This window comes from Pseudomonas sp. TH08 (assembly GCF_016651275.1).
In the GTDB taxonomy this organism is placed as follows: domain Bacteria; phylum Pseudomonadota; class Gammaproteobacteria; order Pseudomonadales; family Pseudomonadaceae; genus Aquipseudomonas.
The window spans coordinates 1,228,068-1,249,121 of sequence record NZ_JAEKEE010000004.1 but is presented as its reverse complement, the minus strand read 5'-3'; the positions used below and the strand labels follow the sequence as shown (position 1 = coordinate 1,249,121).

General features: G+C 60.6%; 14 protein-coding genes. 11 read left to right on the top strand and 3 right to left on the bottom strand.

Features of this window, described 5'->3' with window-relative positions:
• Positions 1-129 precede the first annotated feature (129 nt).
• Both JFT91_RS22670 and JFT91_RS22665 read left to right on the top strand, forming a co-directional pair.
• Positions 130-825, top strand: a complete 696-nt coding sequence (locus JFT91_RS22670; RefSeq protein ID WP_201202274.1) for a DUF1266 domain-containing protein — start codon at positions 130-132, stop codon at positions 823-825.
• Positions 822-3,512 (top strand): DUF805 domain-containing protein, encoded by a 2,691-nt coding sequence (locus JFT91_RS22665; protein WP_201233913.1) that lies wholly within the window; start codon positions 822-824, stop codon positions 3,510-3,512. Before JFT91_RS22670 ends, JFT91_RS22665 begins: the two co-directional genes overlap by 4 nt.
• On the opposite strand, the gene JFT91_RS22660 is transcribed toward JFT91_RS22665, so the two are convergent.
• From JFT91_RS22660 to JFT91_RS22650, 3 genes are all read right to left on the bottom strand, one after another.
• The gene (locus tag JFT91_RS22660; RefSeq protein WP_201202276.1) at positions 3,509-5,200 is read right to left on the bottom strand and encodes a molecular chaperone HscC; all 1,692 of its coding nucleotides are present in this window, start codon (positions 5,198-5,200) and stop codon (positions 3,509-3,511) included. The two genes, JFT91_RS22665 and JFT91_RS22660, sit on opposite strands and share 4 nt — an antisense overlap.
• 94 nt (positions 5,201-5,294) lie before the next feature.
• Complete coding sequence (locus tag JFT91_RS22655; RefSeq protein ID WP_201227169.1) at positions 5,295-8,573, bottom strand: sensor domain-containing protein; 3,279 nt, start codon at positions 8,571-8,573, stop codon at positions 5,295-5,297.
• A 74-nt stretch (positions 8,574-8,647) separates the two neighbouring features.
• The gene (locus JFT91_RS22650) at positions 8,648-9,532 is read right to left on the bottom strand and encodes a LysR family transcriptional regulator (protein ID WP_201227168.1); all 885 of its coding nucleotides are present in this window, start codon (positions 9,530-9,532) and stop codon (positions 8,648-8,650) included.
• 140 nt (positions 9,533-9,672) lie between these two features.
• Between JFT91_RS22650 and leuC the strand changes: the two genes are divergently transcribed.
• From leuC to JFT91_RS22605, 9 genes are all read left to right on the top strand, one after another.
• A complete protein-coding gene (leuC, locus tag JFT91_RS22645) occupies positions 9,673-11,091 on the top strand; it encodes a 3-isopropylmalate dehydratase large subunit (RefSeq protein ID WP_016984527.1) in 1,419 nt (472 codons plus the stop codon).
• A gap of 10 nt (positions 11,092-11,101) precedes the next feature.
• Positions 11,102-11,746, top strand: a complete 645-nt coding sequence (gene leuD / locus JFT91_RS22640) for a 3-isopropylmalate dehydratase small subunit (protein ID WP_007913445.1) — start codon at positions 11,102-11,104, stop codon at positions 11,744-11,746.
• 134 nt (positions 11,747-11,880) lie between these two features.
• Positions 11,881-12,648, top strand: a complete 768-nt coding sequence (locus tag JFT91_RS22635; RefSeq protein WP_201227167.1) for a class I SAM-dependent methyltransferase — start codon at positions 11,881-11,883, stop codon at positions 12,646-12,648.
• 54 nt (positions 12,649-12,702) lie between these two features.
• Entirely contained in the window at positions 12,703-13,785 is a 1,083-nt protein-coding gene (gene leuB / locus JFT91_RS22630; RefSeq protein WP_201233912.1) for a 3-isopropylmalate dehydrogenase, read from the top strand.
• A 66-nt stretch (positions 13,786-13,851) separates the two neighbouring features.
• A complete protein-coding gene (gene asd / locus JFT91_RS22625) occupies positions 13,852-14,964 on the top strand; it encodes an aspartate-semialdehyde dehydrogenase (protein ID WP_008083209.1) in 1,113 nt (370 codons plus the stop codon).
• Between the two features lie 264 nt (positions 14,965-15,228).
• A complete protein-coding gene (locus JFT91_RS22620) occupies positions 15,229-16,239 on the top strand; it encodes an aspartate-semialdehyde dehydrogenase (RefSeq protein ID WP_201233911.1) in 1,011 nt (336 codons plus the stop codon).
• Between the two features lie 208 nt (positions 16,240-16,447).
• Positions 16,448-19,120, top strand: coding sequence for a motility hub landmark protein FimV (locus JFT91_RS22615; protein ID WP_201233910.1), 2,673 nt, complete (start codon positions 16,448-16,450; stop codon positions 19,118-19,120).
• A gap of 204 nt (positions 19,121-19,324) precedes the next feature.
• Complete coding sequence (gene truA / locus JFT91_RS22610) at positions 19,325-20,215, top strand: tRNA pseudouridine(38-40) synthase TruA (protein ID WP_518524884.1); 891 nt, start codon at positions 19,325-19,327, stop codon at positions 20,213-20,215.
• 64 nt (positions 20,216-20,279) lie between these two features.
• A complete protein-coding gene (locus JFT91_RS22605) occupies positions 20,280-20,900 on the top strand; it encodes a phosphoribosylanthranilate isomerase (RefSeq protein ID WP_201233908.1) in 621 nt (206 codons plus the stop codon).
• The last annotated feature ends 154 nt before the right edge of the window (positions 20,901-21,054 follow it).

Below are 21,054 nucleotides of genomic sequence, written 5' to 3'. Positions count from 1 at the left end.
GCCCCGATACGTCGGGGCCTTTTTTATGGGCGCTACACACCGGCTTTGCCGCCCGGCAGCGGTTTCTCTACAATCCGCCGCAGTTTTGCCGACCCTCCATCCCTCACCGGTCGGCCTGGAGCATTTTTCATGGATGAGATTCAGCAGCGCTGGCTGTGGGCCCTGTCTGCGCCTATGGCGGCGCTCAATCCTGGAGCCGGGTACGACGACCCTGCTTTCTGCGACGACGCGTACATCAATCTGAAGAACAGCTGGGGCATTGATGACCGCCAGGAGCTGTTCGGCATGCTCAGGCGGATGACCGACGACGGCCATGCCAAACATCTCAGTGCCGCGTATCTGGCCTGGCAGCGTTGCCTGCCGAGTGAATGGCCGGCGCTGCTTGAGCGCCTCGAACTCCGTGAACGCGTTCTGCATGAGTTTGCCAGCCGCACCTTCGACAGCTGCGGGGCTGGCGGGATTTTGTCCTGGGACTACGGGCGCATGGGGTTCCTCCTGCGCTGCGGTGTGCGCAACCAGTGGATTGATCTGGTCGAGAGTCAGTGGCTGCACACGCGCCTGGCCGTCAGGGCGCAATTTCATTACGACAGCTGGATGGCTTACTTCCATGGCTTCCTTATCGGTCGCGCATTCTGGTGCTGCCAGAGTAAAAGTGAAGAGGCACTGGCGTTCGAGCTCGATCGACAAGGGCAGACCACGCATAACCTGCTGATCGCCCGTGGTATGGATCAGAACATCCCGCAGTTTCTGCCTGACTTGCCTTGGCAAATGGAAATCGAGTTGCCGCCACGTCCGGCATCGCTCAAGGAGTTCGACTGGTCATGAGTTGCTGGATTCATCTGGGCATTGAGCCCACCACCGACGAAACCCTGATCCGTGATGCCTACCGCGCGCGTCTGCCCGCACATCACCCGGAGACCGATCCCGAAGGCTTTCAAGCGTTGCGCATGGCGTATGAAAAAGCCGTGCGTCTGGCGCGTGATGAAGAGGAAGAAGAGCCAGAGGTGTTCGACGAGCCGGAACCCGCCGTTGTCGAGGTTCCGCAGGCCTTCGTGGATTTTTGCGAGTTACTGGACGACCCCGCGCGGCGCTTCGACTTCAACGCCTGGCAGGCGTTTGTCCGTTCACTCGATCAATTGTCCCTGGAGGCCCTCGAAGACCTCAGTTGGGGTTTGTACCATCGGCTGGCCGACGCTGGACCGTTGTCTTATCGTTGCGCGTATCTGCTCGCCCGGCGAATGGCTTGGGACCAGCAGTTGCTGGATCTGTCGTTTGCTGATGCGCAGTCTGTGGAAGCCTTTCTGCAACGGCTGAAAACGGGCGATCCGTTCGACACGACCCTGATGAACACCTGGCCCGAGGCGGTGCAGATCGAATCGCTGTGGTATGCGCGCAGCCTCGACTTCATCTTCGCCCAGCGTTCGCTCGATGAGTTCGCTGACTTCGCCAGTCAGCACACGTGCCAGGCATTGCCCAACGACGACGCCTACAGCAAACGCCTGTTGACCCAGTTCGTTCAGGCGGGCATCGCCGGACCCGGCCTGTTGCAGATATGTGTCGAACAGCAGCGTCAGCATCCTGACGACATCGACTGGCTGTACTTGCTGGCCAGTCAGTACAGTTTGCAGGGGCTGGACGATCAGGCGTGGCCGAACTGGATCCGCTTGTGGCAGGAACATCGCCATCCGAAAGCCGAAGGCCAGTTGTTGGCGTTATGTGCCGAGCGCTCACCGGACTTGCTGCCGTTGCTGATTCAGGCCTTCGATTGTGCCCAGCCTTTCAGTGCCTGGCCGCTTGATCTTGACGACGCCAGTCAGGCGTATGGCAGCCCGTCTCAGCAACCGCAAACGCTGTTGCGCTGGCTGGACGTAGGTCCTCTGCAGCTTCAAGGGCTGGCCAGGGCTTTCGTCGATTGGCGCCTGCACGACGATGAGTTGCCGCTGCTGGCGCTGTTGCTCGGCGAGCATGCCGACATCCGCTTGCAGCGACTTTATCGGCACGCGTGGGCGTTGCATCGCGGTGACGTGCTGTTGTTGCAGCAGGTGCTCGACGAGGCGTTGCCGCTGGATGCACTTGAAGCGCTGGTGCTGAGCGGCTTTCAGTATCAGGCGGAGCAACATGTGCGCTGGCTGAAGCAAGCGCCGATCGCGTTGGCGATGAATGCCTACATCGATGAAAACGCAGTGTCGCCGCAACTGCCGGCGGCGCAGACCAGCGATCAGTCGCACAGCCTCTGCCGTGGGTGGTTGCGCCGGTTGCGTCCTTACGATCATGCCGCGCTCGCGCGCATTGACGAAGACTTCAAGCTCAACGGTTCGTACGCCGGCACTGATCTGTCGGAACTGACGCAACTGCTGCAACTGGCTCAACACGATGTGCTGTTGCCGGCGCCGGAGGCGGGCGAAGCGTTGTGGCAATGGCACGCGCAAACGCTGTTTCTGCTGGCGTTGCTGGGGCAAACGGAGCGTTGGTTGCCATTGATCGACGCGCGGATGCTGGAGTCATTGGCATTCAACCCGGCCCATCCGCTCAGCCGCTTGCAGCCGTTATTGCAGCGATTGTTGCGTGAGCAAGGCAATTGCAGTGGCTTGCTCGGCTTGCTGCAAACCGAAGAGCCGGTGCAAGCGCTGCTGGCCCAGCAGATGTGTGGGGTTCAGGAGGCGCTCGACAGCCTGCGCTTGCTCAGCAACGACCGGTTGTTCACGTGCATGCGCCGCGATCTGAGGGCTTTTGACGACGACCTGCTCGGCCGGATGCTGCTGACCGGGGTTCTGTATCACACAGGATTGTTTGATGCCAAACAGCGACGCTTTCTACTCGACAGGATTACCGAAGTCGTCAACCCGCAGGATTGGTTCGACGGTTTCCGCCACAGCTTGATCAAGGGCGAACCGGTACGGCCTTCTCGCGAGGCGCTGGAGGGCATTGACGACATCGACGACTTTTACCTGGCGCTCGATGCGCTCAAGGATCTGGTCAGGTACGGCGACGCGGGTGTGCCACGTCAGAAAAACCTGATACGCCTGCAGCGCGCCAAGGACAACCTGCAGAACGGCCTCGGTTTGCGTTTTGCCTGCAGCGCGCTGCTGTCGTGGTCGGAGCGTTTGCTGCTGGCCAGGGCCGAGGCGCGGCCGACATCGGCCATGGCCTTCTGGCGCCTTGGCTCGCGGCTGAGTCGCGAGGCCTTTGTCGGGCAAGTGATTGGCCTGGTGCTGCTCACCCCGCTGGTCGCCGTGCTCAGTGGGTCGACGACGCCCGCCCTGGTGGTGTTGTTGCTCGGGATGTTGATTCTGCTCGGCGCCATGCTCCGACGCCTGCATGACATGGGCCGAGGTATACCGACCTTTCTGGTGCTCGCCGGACTGACACCCGTTTTGCCTTTTCTGCCGCTGGTCCTGTTCGGCTTTCCCGGGGAGAAGTTGCCCAACCGCTATGGCATGCCCCCGGAAAGCTTTCGTGAAGACCCGTTGTCCGCCGGTTTGCAGGCTGCGTTGCGGCGTCTCATCGGCTAGAAGCGCAGTTCATCCAGGGCGTCGTTGAGCTGTGAGCGCTGGCTGGCAATCTGCGCAGGTTGCTGGTCGGCGAGCACAGCCGTGAAACCGTGCAACCATTCGGCAATGCGTTCGCGCTCGGTGCCGAGGCTCTGCATCCAGGCGCGCTCCAGGCGTGCCAGCAAGGTGCGGTTGGGCAACGCGTCGCGCGGGTGAACCTTGAGTGCGGCGAGCCGGTCGTGACTGTTCTGACGTGACGCTTCGTCAAGGCCGGTGGGGCTGCGGTCGATGGCGTGGCTGTGGCGCTTGCCGGTCTGAAGCAGCGTGACGTCAACCTCGAGCAGGCCATTGATGTCGTAACTGAAGCGTACATCCAGCGCTTGAATATGATCGCAGGGTGTCAGCGTCAGATCGAAACTCTCAATGAAGATGTTGTCGCGCACCCACGGGCGTTCGCCTTGATAGACCGCAATACGGATTTCTTCTTGCCGTGGGTAGGTTGTGTAATAGCGTTCCACCCGTGACGTCGGAATGATCGTGTTGCGCTCGATGATGGGCGAGAAGGCACCTTCGACACCTTTGCCGCGCATCGTCTCGATGCCCAGCGTGTAAGGGCAGACGTCGGTCAGGATCAGCTCCTCTACTGCGCCATCGCGGGCCTTGCACGCCGCTTGTGTGGCTGCGCCAAGCGCGACGATGGTGTCCGGGTCGAGATGCCGATAAGGCAGGCGGCCGAACAGCGTCGCAACCAGTTGTCGCACCGCCAGCATGCGCGTGGCGCCGCCGACCAGCACCAGGCTGTCGAGGTCACGGGGTTTGAGGCGGGCATCGCGCAGGGCCTGTTCGATCGGCGCACGCAAGCGGCCCAAAAGCGGTTCCCAGAGGCTTGCCGCAGTGGCTGCGTCCAGCGCCCATTCGAAGGTTTTTTCGCCAAGCCGCCAGTGCAGTTGCTGGGGGCCTTCACCCAGTTTGCATTTGAGTTGCTCCAGCGCATCGGCGAGGCTGGCCATGCTCTGGGCGTCGATCAGCGCCGGCGTCAGTTGCCAGTCCTTGAGGCAGGCTTGCAACAGCGCGGCAGTGAAGTCTTCGCCACCAAGGAAGTTGTCACCGGTGGACGCGTGCACTTCGATCAGCGGCAAGGCGTATTCCAACACCGTGACGTCGAAAGTGCCGCCGCCCAGATCGAAGATCAGCGTGCGTTCGAATTTCTGCTCATGCAGCCCATAAGCCATGGCCGCTGCGGTCGGCTCGTTGATCAGTCGCGTGACGGACAAGCCGGCCAGCTCGGCGGCAAACAGGGTGCGCTTGCGTTGTTCGTCACTGAAATACGCCGGCACCGAAATCACCGCCTCGGAGACCGGATGACCCAGAAACGCTTCGGCGTCTTGCTTGAGTGAACCGAGTACCAGCGCCGACAACTCTTCAGGGCTGAAGGCGCGCGCGCCGAGCTCGATCTGTTTATCGCTGCCCATGAACCGTTTGAACGCGGCGGCCGTGCGATCCGGGTGCGTGGTCAGGCGGGCGCGGGCGGCTTTGCCGACCAGGATCGTATCGTCTTCATCGAGGCTGACCACCGACGGGGTCAGCACGTCGCCGAGGGCATTGCGGATCAGCTCGGCGCGACCGTCGCGCCAGACGGCGATCAGGCTGTTGGTGGTGCCAAGGTCGATGCCCAGCAATGCCGGGCGGGGGAGGGTTGCATCCTGCATGAAAGATCTCGAAACGGCGCAAAAAAAGCGACCCTACAGGTTGGCGCAAACCGTGGCAATTGCCGCTCTGTTGCAAGCTGCGCAGCGGCGAATATCAGGGCAGGAGCTTTTTCAGATCCTCCAGCGGTAGTGGTCGGCTGTGCCAGTAGCCTTGATACAAATGGCAGCCCAGACCTTGCAGGAATGCCAGTTGCTCTGAAGTTTCCACGCCTTCGGCGATCACCTCCAGCGCCAAGCTGCGGGCCATGGCCACGATGGCACGGATGATTTCCGCATCGTTCGGGTCGGTGGTGGCGTCGCGGATAAACGACTGATCGATTTTCAGGGTGTCGACCGGCAGGCGCTTGAGGTAAGTCAGCGACGAATAACCGGTGCCGAAATCGTCCATGGCAAAGCTTACGCCGAGCTTTTTCAGGCGACGCATTTTGCTGATGGTGTCTTCCAGATTCTGGATGACGATGCCTTCGGTGATTTCCAGTTTCAGCAGCGAGCAGGGCAGCCCGTGGCTGACCATGCTGTGTTCGATGCGTTCGACAAAGTCGTTCTGGCGGAACTGTCGCGGGCTGATGTTCACGCAGAGGCTGAAATTGAGCGGGTCGATCAGGTGCTCGGCGATCAGTTGTTTGAAGGCATCGCAGGCTTCGTCGAGGATCCACGTGCCGACTTCGAGAATCAACCCGCTGTCCTCCAGCACTTTGATGAACTCGGTGGGTGATTGCGCGCCGAGTTCCGGGTGATTCCAGCGCACCAAGGCTTCGGCGCCGATGATGCGGTTGTCGCGGGCATCGATCTGCGGCTGGAAATGCACGTTGAACTCACCGCGCGACAGCGCCAGGCGCAAGTCGGTCTCCATGCGCAGCCGTTCGCTGGCCGCCTTCTGCATGGTGTTGTGGTACATCGTCGTGGTGTTGCGCCCGGAATCCTTGGCGCGGTAGAGGGCAATGTCGGCACGTTTGAGCAGGTCGGTCGGGGTCGAGCCGTGATCAGGGATCAGCGCCACGCCGATGCTCGGCGTTACTTGCAGGCGCTGGCCGTCGAGGAACATCGGCTCCGACAACAGTTCGCGAAGGGTGTCGGCCAGATTGCGCACTTGCAGACTGACTTCGTTGCGCGACCCTTCGAGGCCGCTAAGCAACACCACGAACTCATCACCACCCAGGCGCGCGACCGTATCCTCCATGCGCACGCTGGCTTCGAGTCGTGCGGTGATAATCTTCAGCACCGTATCGCCAACCGGATGGCCGAGAGAGTCGTTGATGTGCTTGAAGTGATCCAGATCGAGAAACAACAAAGCGCCGCGCAGATTGTGGCGTTTGAGCAAGGCGATCTGCTGACTCAAGCGATCCATCAGCAGGGCACGATTGGGCAGATTGGTCAGCGGATCGTGGTAAGCCAGATGACGGATCTGTGCTTCGGCGTTTTTCAGCAGGCTGACATCGCGAGCGGTGAGTAGCAGGCACGCGGTTTCATTCAGGGTGATCGGTTCGATCGAGACCTCAACGGTCAGCAATTCCCCGCGCTTGTTGCGCCCGAGCATTTCCTGATGGTGCACGCGGCCCTTTATCTGCAGCTCGGCCAACAACGCCGAACGCTGTTTTTCCTCGGCCCAGATGCCCACCTGATACACGGTTTTGCCAACCACTTCGTCGGCGCGATAGCCGGTGAGGCGACAGAAACCGTCGTTGACCTCCAGATAGCGCCCGGTGTCGCGCTCGGTGATGGTGATCGCATCGGGACTGGAGTGAAACGCCTTGGCGAATTTCTCTTCGCTGGCCTTGAGTGCCGCTTCCGAGCGTTGCTGCTGGGTGATGTCGCGCAGGGTGGTGACGATGCACGCTTGATCGCCGACGCTGATCTGCCGGCTGGAAATCACGCAGGTCAGCGATTGACCGTCCTTGTGCTGAACGATGATTGCGACATTGCTCAGGCCTTGTTCGCGGATTACCCGTTCGATGCGTTGCAGACTTTTTGCCGAGGCATCCCACAGGCCGATTTCCTCTGCGGTGTGGCCAATCACGTCAGCGGCGCTCCAGCCGAAGGTCTGGCTGAAACTTGAGTTGATCTCGATAAATTCGCCGCTGTCCTGGCGCGTTACGCAGATCGGGTCGGGGCTGACCTGGAACAGCGTGGCGAACTTCTCTTCCGACGCGACCAGGCGCTGTTCGCGCTCAACCTGGTCGGTAATGTCCAGCAACGTACCGGCCATGCGCAGTGGCGCGCCGTTGTCGTCACGATAGAGGCGGGCGCGGCTTTCCAGATAGCGTGAGCTACCGTCCGGCAGTTGCACGCGATAAGTCAGTTGGTAATTGCCCGCCGGGCCTTCGCGCAGGCTGCGATAGGCGTCGCGCATGCTGTCGCGTTCCTCGCCGGGCACCCCTTCAAAAAACGCATCGAATGATTCATGGAAGGGTTTCGCGTCCAGGCCGTGCAATTGCGCGGCCCGTGCCGAGCCGTAAAGCATGCCGCTGGGAATGTGCCAGTCCCAAGTGCCCAGTTGCGCCGAATCCAGCGCCAGGTCGAGACGTTCCTGGCTGTCCTTTAATGCATGTTCGGCGACTTTGCGTTCGGTGGTGTCGAGGAAGGTGCTCAACAAGTACGGCTGGCCTTCGAGTTCAACCTTTTGGGCGCTGAGAATACCGTCGTGAATCTGGCCGTTGCTCGCGCGAAACTGCACTTCCATGCTGATCAGTTCGCCCTTGGCCTTGGTTTTCCTGACCAGTTCGGCACGTTGCTCGGGGTGCACCCACAGGCCCAGCTCCAGCGTGGTGCGGCCAATGGCGCTTTGCACCGGCCAACCGAACAGGCTTTCGAAATATTGATTGGCCTCGCTGATCAGGCCGTCTTCCTGGCGGGTCAGCAGAACCATGTTCGGGCACAGATGGAACAGTGTGGCGAAACGTTTCTCCGAACTGCTCAGGGCTTGTTCGCGTTGGCGCTGGTGGGTGATTTCGCGAATCACCCCGATCATTCGGGGGCGGCCGTTTTTATCTGGCAACAAGCTGCCACTGATCTCCAGCCAGTGCAGGCTGCCGTCGGGCCAGCGGATGCGGTGGTGCATCGCCTGTTCCAGCGGCGCACCGGCAATCACCGCGTGGAAGGCCCGAACGGTCTTGGCGCGGTCTTCCGGGGGCAGCAGATCAAGGTATTCGAGGTCCGCCGGCAACGGCTGCCGTGGATCGAAGCCGAACAAGGCCTGGGTGCCGCGCGACCAACTGATCTGCCCACGCTCGATGTCCCAGTACCAGGCGCCGAGCCGCGCGCCGTTGAGCGCGGCGAGCAATTGCGGCGCGCTCTCCCAGCTCTGCTCGGAATGACGCGGGTCAATCGCCTGAATACGCGGCATCGGCGGAATTCGGTCAACAGATTTCGGCATTGTGGACAGGCCTTGAGCTGATGGTGGCGTTAGGCACAGGGACAGCGGCTCTTTAGGAGTAGCACAAGTTGGCCTTAAGTCCCTGGCAGATCGATCTGTGCGTCCAGCAAGGCCATAAAGGCTCTTGCCGCATTCGATAGCGTCCGTTCGGTGTGCAGGATATAGCCTAGCTGGCGTCGCAGTTGTATGCCCGGCAAAGCGATGCTCGCCACTTGATCGTCGAGCATGGTGCGCGGCAATACGCTCCAGGCCAGGCCGATGGAGACCATCATCTTGATGGTTTCCAGGTAGTTGGTGCTCATGGCGATGTTAGGTGTCAGGCCCTGGGCCTCGAACAAGCGCTGCACAATATGGTGTGTAAAAGTGTTGCCGCCGGGGAAAACTGCCGGATGACCGGCAATGTCCGCCAGACTGACGGCACCGTTGTTGATCAGCGAATGCTCCGGGGCGACCACAAAATCCAGCGGGTCGTCCCACACCGGCGTAGCTTTGACCAACGCGTGAGGCTCCGGCGCGAGGGTGATGACCGCCAGTTCAGCACGACCGTGGAGAATTTCTTCGTAGGCCACTTCCGAATCGAGGAACTGAATATCCAGCGCGACTTGTGGGTAGCGGCGGGTGAACTCCCTTAATAAGGGGGGCAAACGGTGCAGGCCGATGTGGTGACTGGTGGCCAGCGTCAGGCGACCGCTGACCTCGCCGCTCAGATTGGTCAGGGCGCGGCGCGTGTCGTCGAGCACGTTGAGAATCTGATAGGCCCGTGGCAGCAGGGCACGGCCGGCCTCAGTCAGGCCGACTTCGCGGCCCAGCCGATCAAACAGGCGCACCTTCAATTGCTGCTCCAGGCCGGCGATGCGCTTGCTGATCGCCGGTTGCGTCAGGTGCAGCCGTTCGCCAGCGCCGGAGAAACTCCCCGTCTCGGCAATCGCGATAAAAGCATTGAGGTTGGCCAGATCCATGTTCGTATTCCAGTTGGTTATCCAAAGCATAAAAAATATGAATTTGAGTTATTTAATCTAACCCCATAGGATCGGCCTCACAAGCCAAAGGGTTATTGATAAGCCCAGGGCATAGAAACAAGCTGATGAGGAACCGTCTGATGGCCGGCAAAACGCTCTACGACAAGCTCTGGGATTCGCATTTGGTCAAGCAGCGCGACGATGGCTCTGCGCTGATCTACATCGATCGTCACATCATCCACGAAGTGACCTCGCCGCAAGCCTTCGAAGGCCTGCGTCTGGCCGGGCGCAAGCCATGGCGCATCGATGCCAATATCGCGACCCCGGATCACAACGTACCGACCACGCCAGAGCGCAAGGGCGGCATCGAAGCGATTGCCGACCAGGTTTCGCGTTTGCAGGTTCAGACCCTCGATGACAACTGTGATGAGTACGGCATCGTCGAGTTCAAGATGAATGACGTCCGCCAAGGCATCGTCCACGTCATCAGCCCGGAGCAGGGCGCGACCTTGCCGGGCATGACCGTGGTCTGCGGCGACTCGCACACTTCGACCCACGGCGCCTTCGGTGCTCTGGCTCACGGTATCGGCACCTCTGAGGTTGAGCACGTGCTCGCCACGCAGTGCCTGGTCGCCAAGAAAATGAAAAACATGCTGGTGCGCGTTGAAGGGCAATTGCCGTTCGGCGTGACCGCCAAGGACATCGTCCTCGCGGTGATCGGCAAGATCGGCACTGCCGGCGGTAACGGCCATGCCATCGAATTCGCCGGCAGCGCGATCCGCGACTTGTCCGTTGAAGGCCGCATGACCATCTGCAACATGTCCATCGAGGCGGGCGCTCGTGTTGGCCTGGTGGCCGCGGACCAGAAGACGGTCGACTACGTCAAAGGTCGCCCATTCGCCCCGAAAGGCGCGGAATGGGACATGGCCGTCGAAGCCTGGAAAGACCTGGTGTCCGACGCGGATGCCAAGTTCGACACCGTGGTTGAGCTCGACGCTGCGCAGATCAAGCCGCAAGTCAGCTGGGGCACTTCGCCCGAGATGGTGTTGGCGGTTGATCAGAACGTGCCGGATCCGGCCAAAGAGATGGATCTGGTCAAGCGCGACTCGATCGTTCGCGCCCTGAAATACATGGGTTTGACCGCCAATCAGGCAATTACCGACATTCAGCTCGATCGCGTGTTCATCGGTTCCTGCACCAACTCGCGGATCGAAGACTTGCGCGCTGCGGCTGTGATCGCCAAGGGCCGTAAAGTCGCTTCGACCATCAAGCAGGCGATCGTCGTGCCGGGCTCGGGTCTGGTGAAGGCCCAGGCTGAAGCCGAAGGTCTGGACAAGATTTTCCTTGAAGCCGGTTTTGAATGGCGTGAGCCGGGTTGCTCGATGTGCCTGGCGATGAACCCGGACCGTTTGGAGTCCGGCGAGCATTGCGCCTCGACCTCCAACCGTAACTTCGAAGGCCGTCAGGGCGCCGGTGGTCGTACCCACCTCGTCAGCCCGGCCATGGCTGCTGCGGCAGCGGTGAACGGTCGTTTCATCGACGTCCGTGAATTGATCTAAGGAGCGCAGCATGAAAGCTTTTACCCAGCACACTGGTCTTGTCGCGCCTTTGGATCGTGCCAACGTCGACACCGACCAAATCATTCCGAAACAGTTTTTGAAGTCGATCAAACGCACCGGTTTCGGCCCGAACCTGTTCGACGAGTGGCGTTACCTCGATGTCGGTCAGCCGTATCAGGATAACTCCAAGCGCCCGTTGAACAAGGACTTCGTCCTCAACGCCGAGCGTTATCAAGGCGCCAGCGTGTTGCTGGCCCGCGAGAACTTCGGTTGCGGCTCCAGCCGTGAGCACGCGCCGTGGGCGCTGGAAGAATACGGTTTCCGCAGCATCATCGCGCCGAGCTACGCCGACATCTTCTTCAACAACAGCTTCAAGAACGGCTTGCTGCCGATCATCCTCAGCGACGCTGAAGTCGATGAATTGTTTAAGCAGGTTGAGGCCGAGCCGGGTTATCAATTGCAGGTCGACTTGCAGGCGCAGACGGTGACCCGTCCTGATGGCAAGGTTTATAGCTTTGAAATCGATGCGTTCCGCAAACATTGCCTGTTGAACGGTCTGGACGATATCGGTTTGACCTTGCAGGACGGCGATGCGATTGCGACGTTCGAGGCCAAACACCGCGTGAGCCAGCCGTGGTTGTTCCGCGACGCGTGATTTGTGTGTGGCGAATGACGCCATCGCGAACAGGCTCACTCCTACATTTGAAATGCGTTCCCCTGTAGGAGTGAGCCTGCTCGCGATGAGGCCCTCAAAAAGCACCACAAGACTCACCCCAAAAGGAAGTCCCCATGACCAGCACCGCCCAACACACTCAGGTCGTCCAAAAGCAATTCGGTGAACAGGCCGCCGCCTACCTGAGCAGCGCCGTTCACGCTCAAGGCACCGAATTCGCGCTGCTACAAGCCGAACTGGCCGGGCAGGGCGAAGCTCGCGTGCTGGACCTGGGTTGCGGTGCCGGTCACGTCAGTTTTCATGTCGCACCGCTGGTCAGGGAAGTGGTCGCCTACGACCTGTCGCAGCAAATGCTCGACGTGGTCGCTGCTGCCGCTGTAGATCGCGGCTTCAGCAACATTTCCACCGTCAACGGCGCCGCCGAGCGTCTGCCGTTTGCCGATGGCGAGTTCGACTTCGTGTTCAGCCGTTATTCGGCGCATCACTGGAGCGATCTCGGTGTGGCTCTGCGCGAAGTGCGCCGGGTGTTGAAACCGGGTGGCGTGGCAGCGTTCGTTGACGTGTTGTCACCGGGCAGTCCGTTGTTCGACACTTACCTGCAAAGCGTTGAAGTACTGCGCGACACCAGCCATGTGCGCGATTATTCCGCCGGTGAGTGGTTGCGTCAGGTCAGCGAGGCTGGTTTGCATGTTCGCAGCACCACGCGGCAGCGCCTGCGCCTGGAATACAGCAGTTGGGTCGAGCGCATGCGTACGCCTGAAGTGATGCGAGCAGCGATTCGTCAGTTGCAGCAATCGATGGGCAACGAAGTGCGCGAATATTTTGAGATTGATGGCGACGGCTCGTTCAGTACAGATGTAATCGTACTGATGGCTGAGCGATAAGAATTTTTCCGGGCGCGCCCTGAGTGGCGCACCGACTGAAGACACGAGGAAAGCATGAGCAAGCAGATTCTGATTCTCCCAGGTGACGGTATTGGTCCGGAAATCATGGCCGAAGCGGTCAAGGTGCTGGAGCTGGCCAACGACAAATACAGCCTGGGCTTCGAGCTGAGCCATGACGTGATCGGTGGCGCCGCCATCGACAAGCACGGTGTGCCGCTGGCCGACGAAACCCTCGACCGTGCCCGCGCTGCCGATGCGGTGCTGCTGGGCGCTGTCGGCGGCCCGAAATGGGACACCATCGAGCGTGACATTCGCCCTGAGCGTGGTCTGCTGAAAATCCGTGCGCAACTGGGTCTGTTCGGCAACCTGCGTCCGGCGATTCTGTACCCGCAATTGGCTGACGCCTCCAGCCTGAAGCCGGAAATCGTTGCCGGTCTGGACATCCTGATCGTCCGTGAGCTGACCGGCGGCATCTACTTCGGCGCACCACGCGGCACGCGTACCCTGGAAAACGGCGAGCGTCAGTCCTACGACACCCTGCCGTACAGCGAAAGCGAAATCCGCCGCATCGCCCGCGTCGGTTTCGACATGGCCATGGTGCGTGGCAAAAAGCTCTGCTCGGTGGACAAGGCCAACGTGCTCGCCTCCAGCCAGCTGTGGCGTGAAATCGTCGAAGAAGTGGCCAAGGATTACCCTCAGGTCGAACTGAGCCACATGTACGTCGACAACGCCGCGATGCAACTGGTGCGCGCACCGAAGCAGTTCGACGTAATCGTGACCGACAATCTGTTCGGCGACATCCTTTCTGATGAAGCGTCGATGCTCACCGGTTCCATCGGCATGCTGCCGTCGGCTTCGCTGGACTCCAACAACAAGGGCATGTACGAGCCTTGCCACGGTTCGGCACCGGACATTGCCGGCAAAGGCATTGCCAACCCGTTGGCGACCATTCTGTCGGTATCGATGATGCTGCGTTATAGCTTCAATCTGCACGATGCCGCCGATGCCATCGAAAAAGCCGTCAGCGTTGTGCTCGACCAGGGGCTGCGCACCGGCGACATCCATTCGGCCGGTTGCACCAAAGTCGGTACGCAGGAAATGGGCGACGCAGTAGTCGCCGCGCTGCGGAATCTGTAATCTCTCGGGCCCGCTGCGAAATTCAATACAAAGCAGCGGCCCACTTTTCAAGAAGGTGTAGTTGCGATGAAACGTGTAGGTCTGATCGGTTGGCGCGGGATGGTCGGTTCCGTGCTCATGCAGCGGATGCTGGAAGAGCAGGATTTCGATCTAATCGAGCCGGTGTTTTTCACCACGTCCAATGTCGGTGGCCAAGGCCCGTCCGTGGGCAAGGACATTGCTCCGCTCAAGGATGCTTACAGCATTGATGAGCTGAAGACCCTCGACGTGATTCTGACCTGCCAGGGTGGCGACTACACCAGCGAAGTGTTCCCGAAGCTGCGCGAAGCCGGCTGGCAGGGTTACTGGATCGACGCGGCGTCCAGCCTGCGCATGAACGATGATGCAGTCATTATTCTGGATCCGGTCAACCGCAAGGTCATCGACCAACAGCTCGACGCGGGCACCAAGAACTACATCGGCGGCAACTGCACCGTCAGCCTGATGCTGATGGGCCTGGGTGGTCTGTTCGAGGCTGGTCTGGTCGAGTGGATGAGTGCCATGACCTATCAGGCGGCTTCCGGTGCCGGCGCGCAGAACATGCGTGAACTGATCAAGCAAATGGGCGCGACCCACGCCGCTGTCGCCGATCAACTGGCCGACCCGGCCAGCGCGATCCTCGACATCGACCGTCGCGTTGCTGATGCCATGCGCAGCGAAGCGTACCCGACCGAAAACTTCGGCGTACCGCTGGCGGGCAGCCTGATCCCGTGGATCGACAAAGAACTGCCGAACGGCCAGAGCCGTGAAGAGTGGAAAGCTCAGGCCGAGACCAACAAGATCCTCGGTCGCTTCAAGAGCCCGATCCCGGTCGACGGCATCTGCGTGCGCATCGGTGCGATGCGTTGCCACAGCCAGGCACTGACCATCAAGCTGAACAAAGACGTGCCGATCGCCGACATCGAAGGGCTGATCAGCCAGCACAACCCTTGGGTCAAACTGGTGCCGAACAACCGCGATATCAGCATGCAGGAGCTGAGCCCGACCAAGGTTACCGGTACCCTGAACGTGCCGGTGGGCCGTTTGCGCAAGCTGAACATGGGCTCGCAGTTCCTCGGTGCGTTCACCGTGGGTGACCAACTGCTGTGGGGCGCGGCCGAGCCGCTGCGTCGCATGCTGCGGATCTTGCTGGAGCGTTGATCGCTTGAAGTAATGAAAGAACCCGTACCTTGTGAAAGGTGCGGGTTTTTTTATGCCCGATGGTTCTCGGATGACTGGTCTGACGCCTTCGCGAGCAGGCTCGCTCCTACAAGGGGTGGTGGTGTGCACAAATTTTCTGATCAACACCGATCACTGTAGGAGTGAGCCTGCTCGCGATGAGGCCCGTACAGGCACCGCCGAATTGCCTGTGCGGCGGTCACCCGGTAAAGTGCCGCTCCCCCCGTTTCGCCAGAGGCTCGCACCATGACCCAGACCCTTGATATTGCCGTAATCGGCGCCACCGGTACTGTCGGCGAAACCCTTGTGCAGATTCTCGAAGAGCGCAACTTCCCGGTGGCGAATTTGCATCTGCTCGCCAGCAGCGAATCCGCTGGCAGTTCGGTACTTTTTCGCAACAAGAACGTGCGTGTGCGTGAAGTCGACGAGTTCGATTTCAGCAAGGTCAAACTGGTGTTCTTCGCCGCAGGCCCGGCCATCACCCTGAGCTACGCCGCGCGCGCCCATGCCGCCGGTTGCTCGCTGATCGACTTGTCCGGCGCCTTGCCGGCCGATCAGGCGCCGCAAATCGTGCCGGAGGCCAACGCCGAAGTGCTCGCCAGCCTGAAAGCGCCGTTCCAGGTCAGCAGCCCGAGCCCGTCAGCCACTTCGCTCGCCGTAGTGCTGGCGCCGCTGCTCGATCTGCTTGATCTGCAATATGTCAATGTCACCGCCAATCTGGCCGTTTCCGCCCAGGGTCGTGAAGCCGTTACCGAACTCGCGCGACAGACCGCCGAGCTGCTGAACATGCGCCCGCTGGAGCCGACGTTCTTCGACCGCCAAATGGCCTTTAACCTGTTGGCGCAAGTCGGCACACCGGACGCGCAGGGTCACACGCTGCTGGAAAAACGTCTGGTGCGCGAGTTGCGTCAGGTGCTCGCACAACCTTTATTAAAGATTTCGGCAACTTGCGTTCAAGCCCCGGTGTTTTTTGGCGATAGCTTTAGCGTGACCTTGCAGTCAGCGAAGGCTGTCGACCTGAAAAAGATCAACGCCGCACTCGAAGAAGCGCCGGGTATCGAGCTGGTCGAAGCCGGTGATTACCCGACTGCCGTCGGTGACGCGGTAGGGCAGGATGTTGTCTATGTCGGTCGCGTGCGCAGCGGTGTCGACGACCCGGCGGAACTTAATCTGTGGCTGACGTCAGATAACGTACGCAAAGGGGCGGCGCTAAACGCTGTGCAGGTGGCTGAATTGTTGATAAAAGACCTGCTGTAAAAGATACTTGGCAACAATTTGTCGACTGATTCTAGGTGAGCGCTATGCTTGCCCGAACCGCTTGATAACGTGTCACCCTCCGGGACTTTCCGGGGCATCAAAGAAATGATCGCGCGCGACATCTGTCGTCGTCGCGCGCAATGCCTTACGGCAGCGGTATTCAACATCTTCTCGCTGGCCGAGGAACGTTCAAACAAAGGATGAGGCTATGGTTCAAGTTCGCAAACTGGTGTTAGCAATAGCGGCCGCCTCGGCGCTGTCCTCCGGTATGGCGCATGCCCTCGGGCTCGGGGAGCTGACCCTGAAGTCGACCCTGAACCAGCCGCTGGTGGCTGAAATCGAGCTGCTCGACGTCAAGGATCTCACCGCTGCCGAAGTGGTGCCGAGCCTGGCTTCACCCGAAGATTTTGCCAAGGCCGGTGTTGATCGCCAGGCCTTTCTCAACGATCTGACCTTCACCCCGGTACTCAACGCCAGCGGCAAAAGCGTGCTGCGTGTGACCTCGAGCAAGCCGCTGTCGGAACCGATGGTGAAATTCCTTGTGCAGGTGATGTGGCCGAACGGTCGCTTGCTGCGCGATTACAGCGTGCTGCTGGATCCGTCGAAGTTCTCGCCGCAGACTGCCGACGCCGCCGCGCAACCGGCACCGTCACAGACCATCGCCGCGCCGACCACTGGCGCCACGCACCCGACGCAGTACACCACCACGCCGCGCGACACCCTGTGGGAGATCGCCGCGAAGGCGCGTACTGGCGGTTCCGTGCAGCAGACCATGCTGGCCATTCAGGCGCTGAACCCGGATGCGTTCATCGGTGGCAACATCAATCGGCTGAAAACCGGTCAGGTGCTGCGTCTGCCGGATGCCGTGCAAAGCACCGCGCTACCGCAGACGAAGGCGATTGCCGAAGTCGCGGCGCAGAACGAAGCCTGGCGTCAGGGTCGTCGCTATGTGGCCAAGCCTGGCACTGGCCAGCAGCAGCTCGACGCGACCAACCGTGGTCGCGCCAATACCGGTGCAGCGCCAAACGCCCAGGACAACTTGAGCCTGGTGTCTGCCGAAAGCGCCAAGGCGCGCGGCAAGGGCCCGGCAGGCGACGCCAAGGCGTTGAGCAACAAACTGGCGGTCACTCAGGAAAGCCTCGACACGACCCGTCGTGACAATGAGGAACTGAAAAGCCGCATGTCCGATCTGCAAAGCCAGTTGGACAAGCTGCAAAAGCTGATCGAGCTGAAGAACAATCAACTGGCGAAACTGCAGGCAGAAGGCTCGGGTGCTGCACCCGCTGCAAATGCCTCCGGTGCTGCGGTTCCAGCAATCACCGCGGAACTCGCCGCCACCCCGCCAGCCACGCCGGCAGAGGCTGCTGCGTCTCCTACGCCGGAATCGGCTATTGCGCCGCCGGCTGAGACACCGGTTGTCGAGCCCGTTGTGGAGCCGAAGCCGGTTGTTGACGACGAAAAAACCTTCAACGAATTGCTGACCAATCCGATTCTGCTGGGTCTGGTGGGCGGCGGTGCCGTTGTCCTGCTGCTCCTGTTGCTGTTGCTGGCCCGTCGCCGCAAAGCGCAGCAGGAAGCTGAAAAACATCTGCGCATGGCGCGTGCCCTGTCTGAAGAGCAAGAGTTCTCCGCTGAACAGGATCTGCCGGAAAGCAGCTTCGAAGGTCTGGAAACCCCAGCGGCGAGCGTCAAGCTCAACACTCCGGCGCCTGCACCAGTAGCTGCTCCAACGCCAGCTCCGATCGTCGCTCCAGTGGTCATGGCTGAGCCGATTGCTGCACCGCTGGTGGCTCCGGCCGCAGAGCGTTCTGACGACGTACTCGACAAGGCGCAGTCGCACATCAACGCCGGCCGCTTGAATCAGGCCGCCGCGCTGCTGGAAGAAGGCGTGAGCCTTGAGCCACAGCGCAGTGATCTGCGTCTGAAGCTGATGGAAGTCTACGGTCAGCAGGGCGATCGTGATGCGTTCGTCGGTCAGGAGCGTCAGTTGGTGGCCAATGGCGACAACTTTGCCAAGGTTGAAGAGCTGAAGAGCCGCTTCCCGGCCATGGCCGTTGCCGTTGCTGCTGCCGGTGGTCTGGCCGCTGCGGCCGTGGCTGCCGAGCTGGACGCGCAGTACGTCAAGGATCTGCTGCTGGACGAGCCTGAAGCACCTGCGCCGGCGCCAGTGGAAGATGATCTGGACAGCGCGTTTGACCTGAGCCTGGACGATCTCGACAACATCACGCCGGTAGAACCTGCGCCGGTGGTTGAGCCTGAAGCGCCTGCTGAGCTGGACGCACCATTGGAGTTGGACGAGTTCCCGGCCGACGACGACTTGAGCTTTGAATCGGTGCTGCAACAGCAGACCGAGATCAAGGAAAACCTCGACGACCTGTCGGACTTCGACCTGGATCTCGGCGCCGATCCGGCACCGGCCGTTGATCTGGCGGACGATGATTTCATGCTCGACCTGGACGAGGGTGTGAAAGACCTCGCGCCCGTCGAACCGCCAGTCGTGGCTAGCGTGCCGCAGGACGATCTGGAGCTGCCGGCCGATTTCGATCTGTCGCTGGCCGACGAAATGGACAGCAACCCGGCGGCCGAGCCTGATGCATTTGCGGCCGAGCTGGATGACGTCAACGCCGAGCTGGATCGTCTGTCGCAAAGCATTGCCGAGCCGACCTTCACCGAAGCCGATGCGGCGGTGGGCGGTGATTTGGGCGAAGATGATTTCGACTTCCTCGCCGGCACCGACGAAGCGGCGACCAAACTCGATCTGGCTCAGGCCTATATCGACATGGGCGACAGCGACGGCGCGCGCGACATCCTCAACGAAGTGTTGACCGAGGGTGACGAGAAGCAGCGTGGGGAAGCCAAGGATATGCTCTCGAGCTTGTAGTCAGTCCAGCGGTAAGCGAAAACGGCAGCCCATTGAGGCTGCCGTTTTTGTTTGTGCCGGATTCAGCGGTGTTTGAAGAATTGCTATCGCGAGCAGGCTCACTCCTACATTTTGAAATGCGATCCCCTGTAGGAGTGAGCCTGCTCGCGATAGGGCCCGAACGACCAATAGAGAACTCTGGCATCCCCGGTCGACAGCCTTATAATGCCCGCCTTTGCAAAAACAGCAGGCTGTCCCACCTTGGCAAACATAGATAACCCGGTCGCCGAACTGGCCCCTGACGGCTTTTACCGCGTAGCGCTGGGCGTTGAGTACAAAGGTTCGCGCTACAGCGGTTGGCAGCGTCAACTGACCGGTGTGGCGACGGTGCAGGAAGAGCTCGAAAAAGCTTTGTCGAAAGTCGCCAATTCGCCGGTGTCCTTGCAGTGCGCCGGGCGTACCGACGCTGGCGTGCATGCCTGTGGGCAAGTGGTGCATTTCGACACTCAGGTCGATCGCTCGCTGAAGGCCTGGGTCATGGGCGCCAACATCAATTTGCCCCATGACATCAGCGTCAGTTGGGCGCGAGTGATGCCGGCGCATTTTCATGCGCGGTTCAAAGCCATCGCCCGGCGTTATCGCTACGTGATCTACAACGATCAGATCCGGCCGGCGCATCTCAACGAAGAAATCACCTGGAACCACCGCCCGCTGGATGTCGAACGCATGGCCGAGGCCGCGCAGCATCTGATCGGCACCCATGATTTCAGTGCCTTCCGCGCCGGTCAGTGCCAGGCCAAATCGCCGATCAAGAAGATGCACCACTTGCGTGTCACCCGACACGGCAAGATGATCGTGCTCGACATTCGCGCCAATGCCTTCCTGCATCACATGGTGCGCAACATCGCTGGTGTCCTGATGACCATTGGTGCGGGCGAGCGACCGGTTGAGTGGATGAAGGAAGTGCTGGAAAGTCGCGAGCGCCGTTCCGGTGGCGTGACCGCGCATCCTTATGGTCTGTATCTGGTGCAGGTCGAGTACCACGACGAATTCCCGTTGCCCGAGCGTTTTATCGGGCCACATTTCCTTACGGGTTTCTCGGAACTTGACGGCTGACGCCCTCGAACGCTTTTGTTACCATCCGGGACTTTCCCGGATTTGCCTTGGAGTTTTTCTCGACATGTCAGCCGTTCGCAGCAAGATCTGCGGGATTACCCGCATAGAAGATGCGTTGGCCGCTGTCGAGGCCGGGGCGGATGCGATCGGCTTCGTGTTCTACGCCAAGAGTCCGCGAGCGGTAACCGTGCAGCAGGCGAGGGCGATCATCAGGGCGTTGCCACCGTTTGTGACCACCGTGGGCCTGTTCGTCAACGCCAGCTGCTGCGAGTTGGGGGAAATCCTCGATGCCGTGCCGCTGGACCTGTTGCAGTTCCATGGTGATGAAACCGCTGAGGCGTGCGAAGGCTGGCATCGTCCGTACATCAAGGCGTTGCGGGTCAAGGCTGGTGATGACATCGCTGCCGCCGTTAATGCTTACCCAAGCGCTAGCGGCGTGCTGCTCGACACTTATGTCGAAGGCGTGCCTGGCGGAACCGGAGAGGCGTTTGACTGGTCTTTGATTCCGCAAGCGTTGAGCAAGCCGTTGATTCTGGCGGGCGGCTTGACGCCGGAGAACGTCGCCGACGCAGTGGCTCGGGTAAAGCCGTATGCCGTAGACGTCAGCGGCGGGGTAGAGGCAAGTAAGGGCATCAAGGATCACGCCAGGATCCACGCGTTCATCAACGCCGTAAAAGGCGTTTAGGCACCGGTTCCGATATTGATGTGACGGCTGGCAGTCTGCCGCCGTCCATCAATGCACTTGCACAAAGCAGGCGCGGCTGAGGGTTTGTGGAGGGCACGCAGGTCATGTTTCGCGCTGACCGTGGCTGTTCACCGATCATCGCCACACACATGAA

Bases quoted from the DNA above. Each gene is read 5' to 3' on its own strand.
- JFT91_RS22655 (WP_201227169.1), bottom strand. From the start codon at position 8,573: ATGCCGAAATCTGTTGACCGAATTCCGCCGATGCCGCGTATTCAGGCG.
- JFT91_RS22605 (WP_201233908.1), top strand. From the start codon at position 20,280: ATGTCAGCCGTTCGCAGCAAGATCTGCGGGATTACCCGCATAGAAGAT.
- JFT91_RS22660 (WP_201202276.1), bottom strand. From the start codon at position 5,200: ATGCAGGATGCAACCCTCCCCCGCCCGGCATTGCTGGGCATCGACCTT.
- JFT91_RS22665 (WP_201233913.1), top strand. From the start codon at position 822: ATGAGTTGCTGGATTCATCTGGGCATTGAGCCCACCACCGACGAAACC.
- JFT91_RS22670 (WP_201202274.1), top strand. From the start codon at position 130: ATGGATGAGATTCAGCAGCGCTGGCTGTGGGCCCTGTCTGCGCCTATG.
- JFT91_RS22615 (WP_201233910.1), top strand. From the start codon at position 16,448: ATGGTTCAAGTTCGCAAACTGGTGTTAGCAATAGCGGCCGCCTCGGCG.
- JFT91_RS22635 (WP_201227167.1), top strand. From the start codon at position 11,881: ATGACCAGCACCGCCCAACACACTCAGGTCGTCCAAAAGCAATTCGGT.
- JFT91_RS22620 (WP_201233911.1), top strand. From the start codon at position 15,229: ATGACCCAGACCCTTGATATTGCCGTAATCGGCGCCACCGGTACTGTC.
- leuD (WP_007913445.1), top strand. From the start codon at position 11,102: ATGAAAGCTTTTACCCAGCACACTGGTCTTGTCGCGCCTTTGGATCGT.
- truA (WP_518524884.1), top strand. From the start codon at position 19,325: ATGCCCGCCTTTGCAAAAACAGCAGGCTGTCCCACCTTGGCAAACATA.
- leuC (WP_016984527.1), top strand. From the start codon at position 9,673: ATGGCCGGCAAAACGCTCTACGACAAGCTCTGGGATTCGCATTTGGTC.
- leuB (WP_201233912.1), top strand. From the start codon at position 12,703: ATGAGCAAGCAGATTCTGATTCTCCCAGGTGACGGTATTGGTCCGGAA.
- JFT91_RS22650 (WP_201227168.1), bottom strand. From the start codon at position 9,532: ATGGATCTGGCCAACCTCAATGCTTTTATCGCGATTGCCGAGACGGGG.
- asd (WP_008083209.1), top strand. From the start codon at position 13,852: ATGAAACGTGTAGGTCTGATCGGTTGGCGCGGGATGGTCGGTTCCGTG.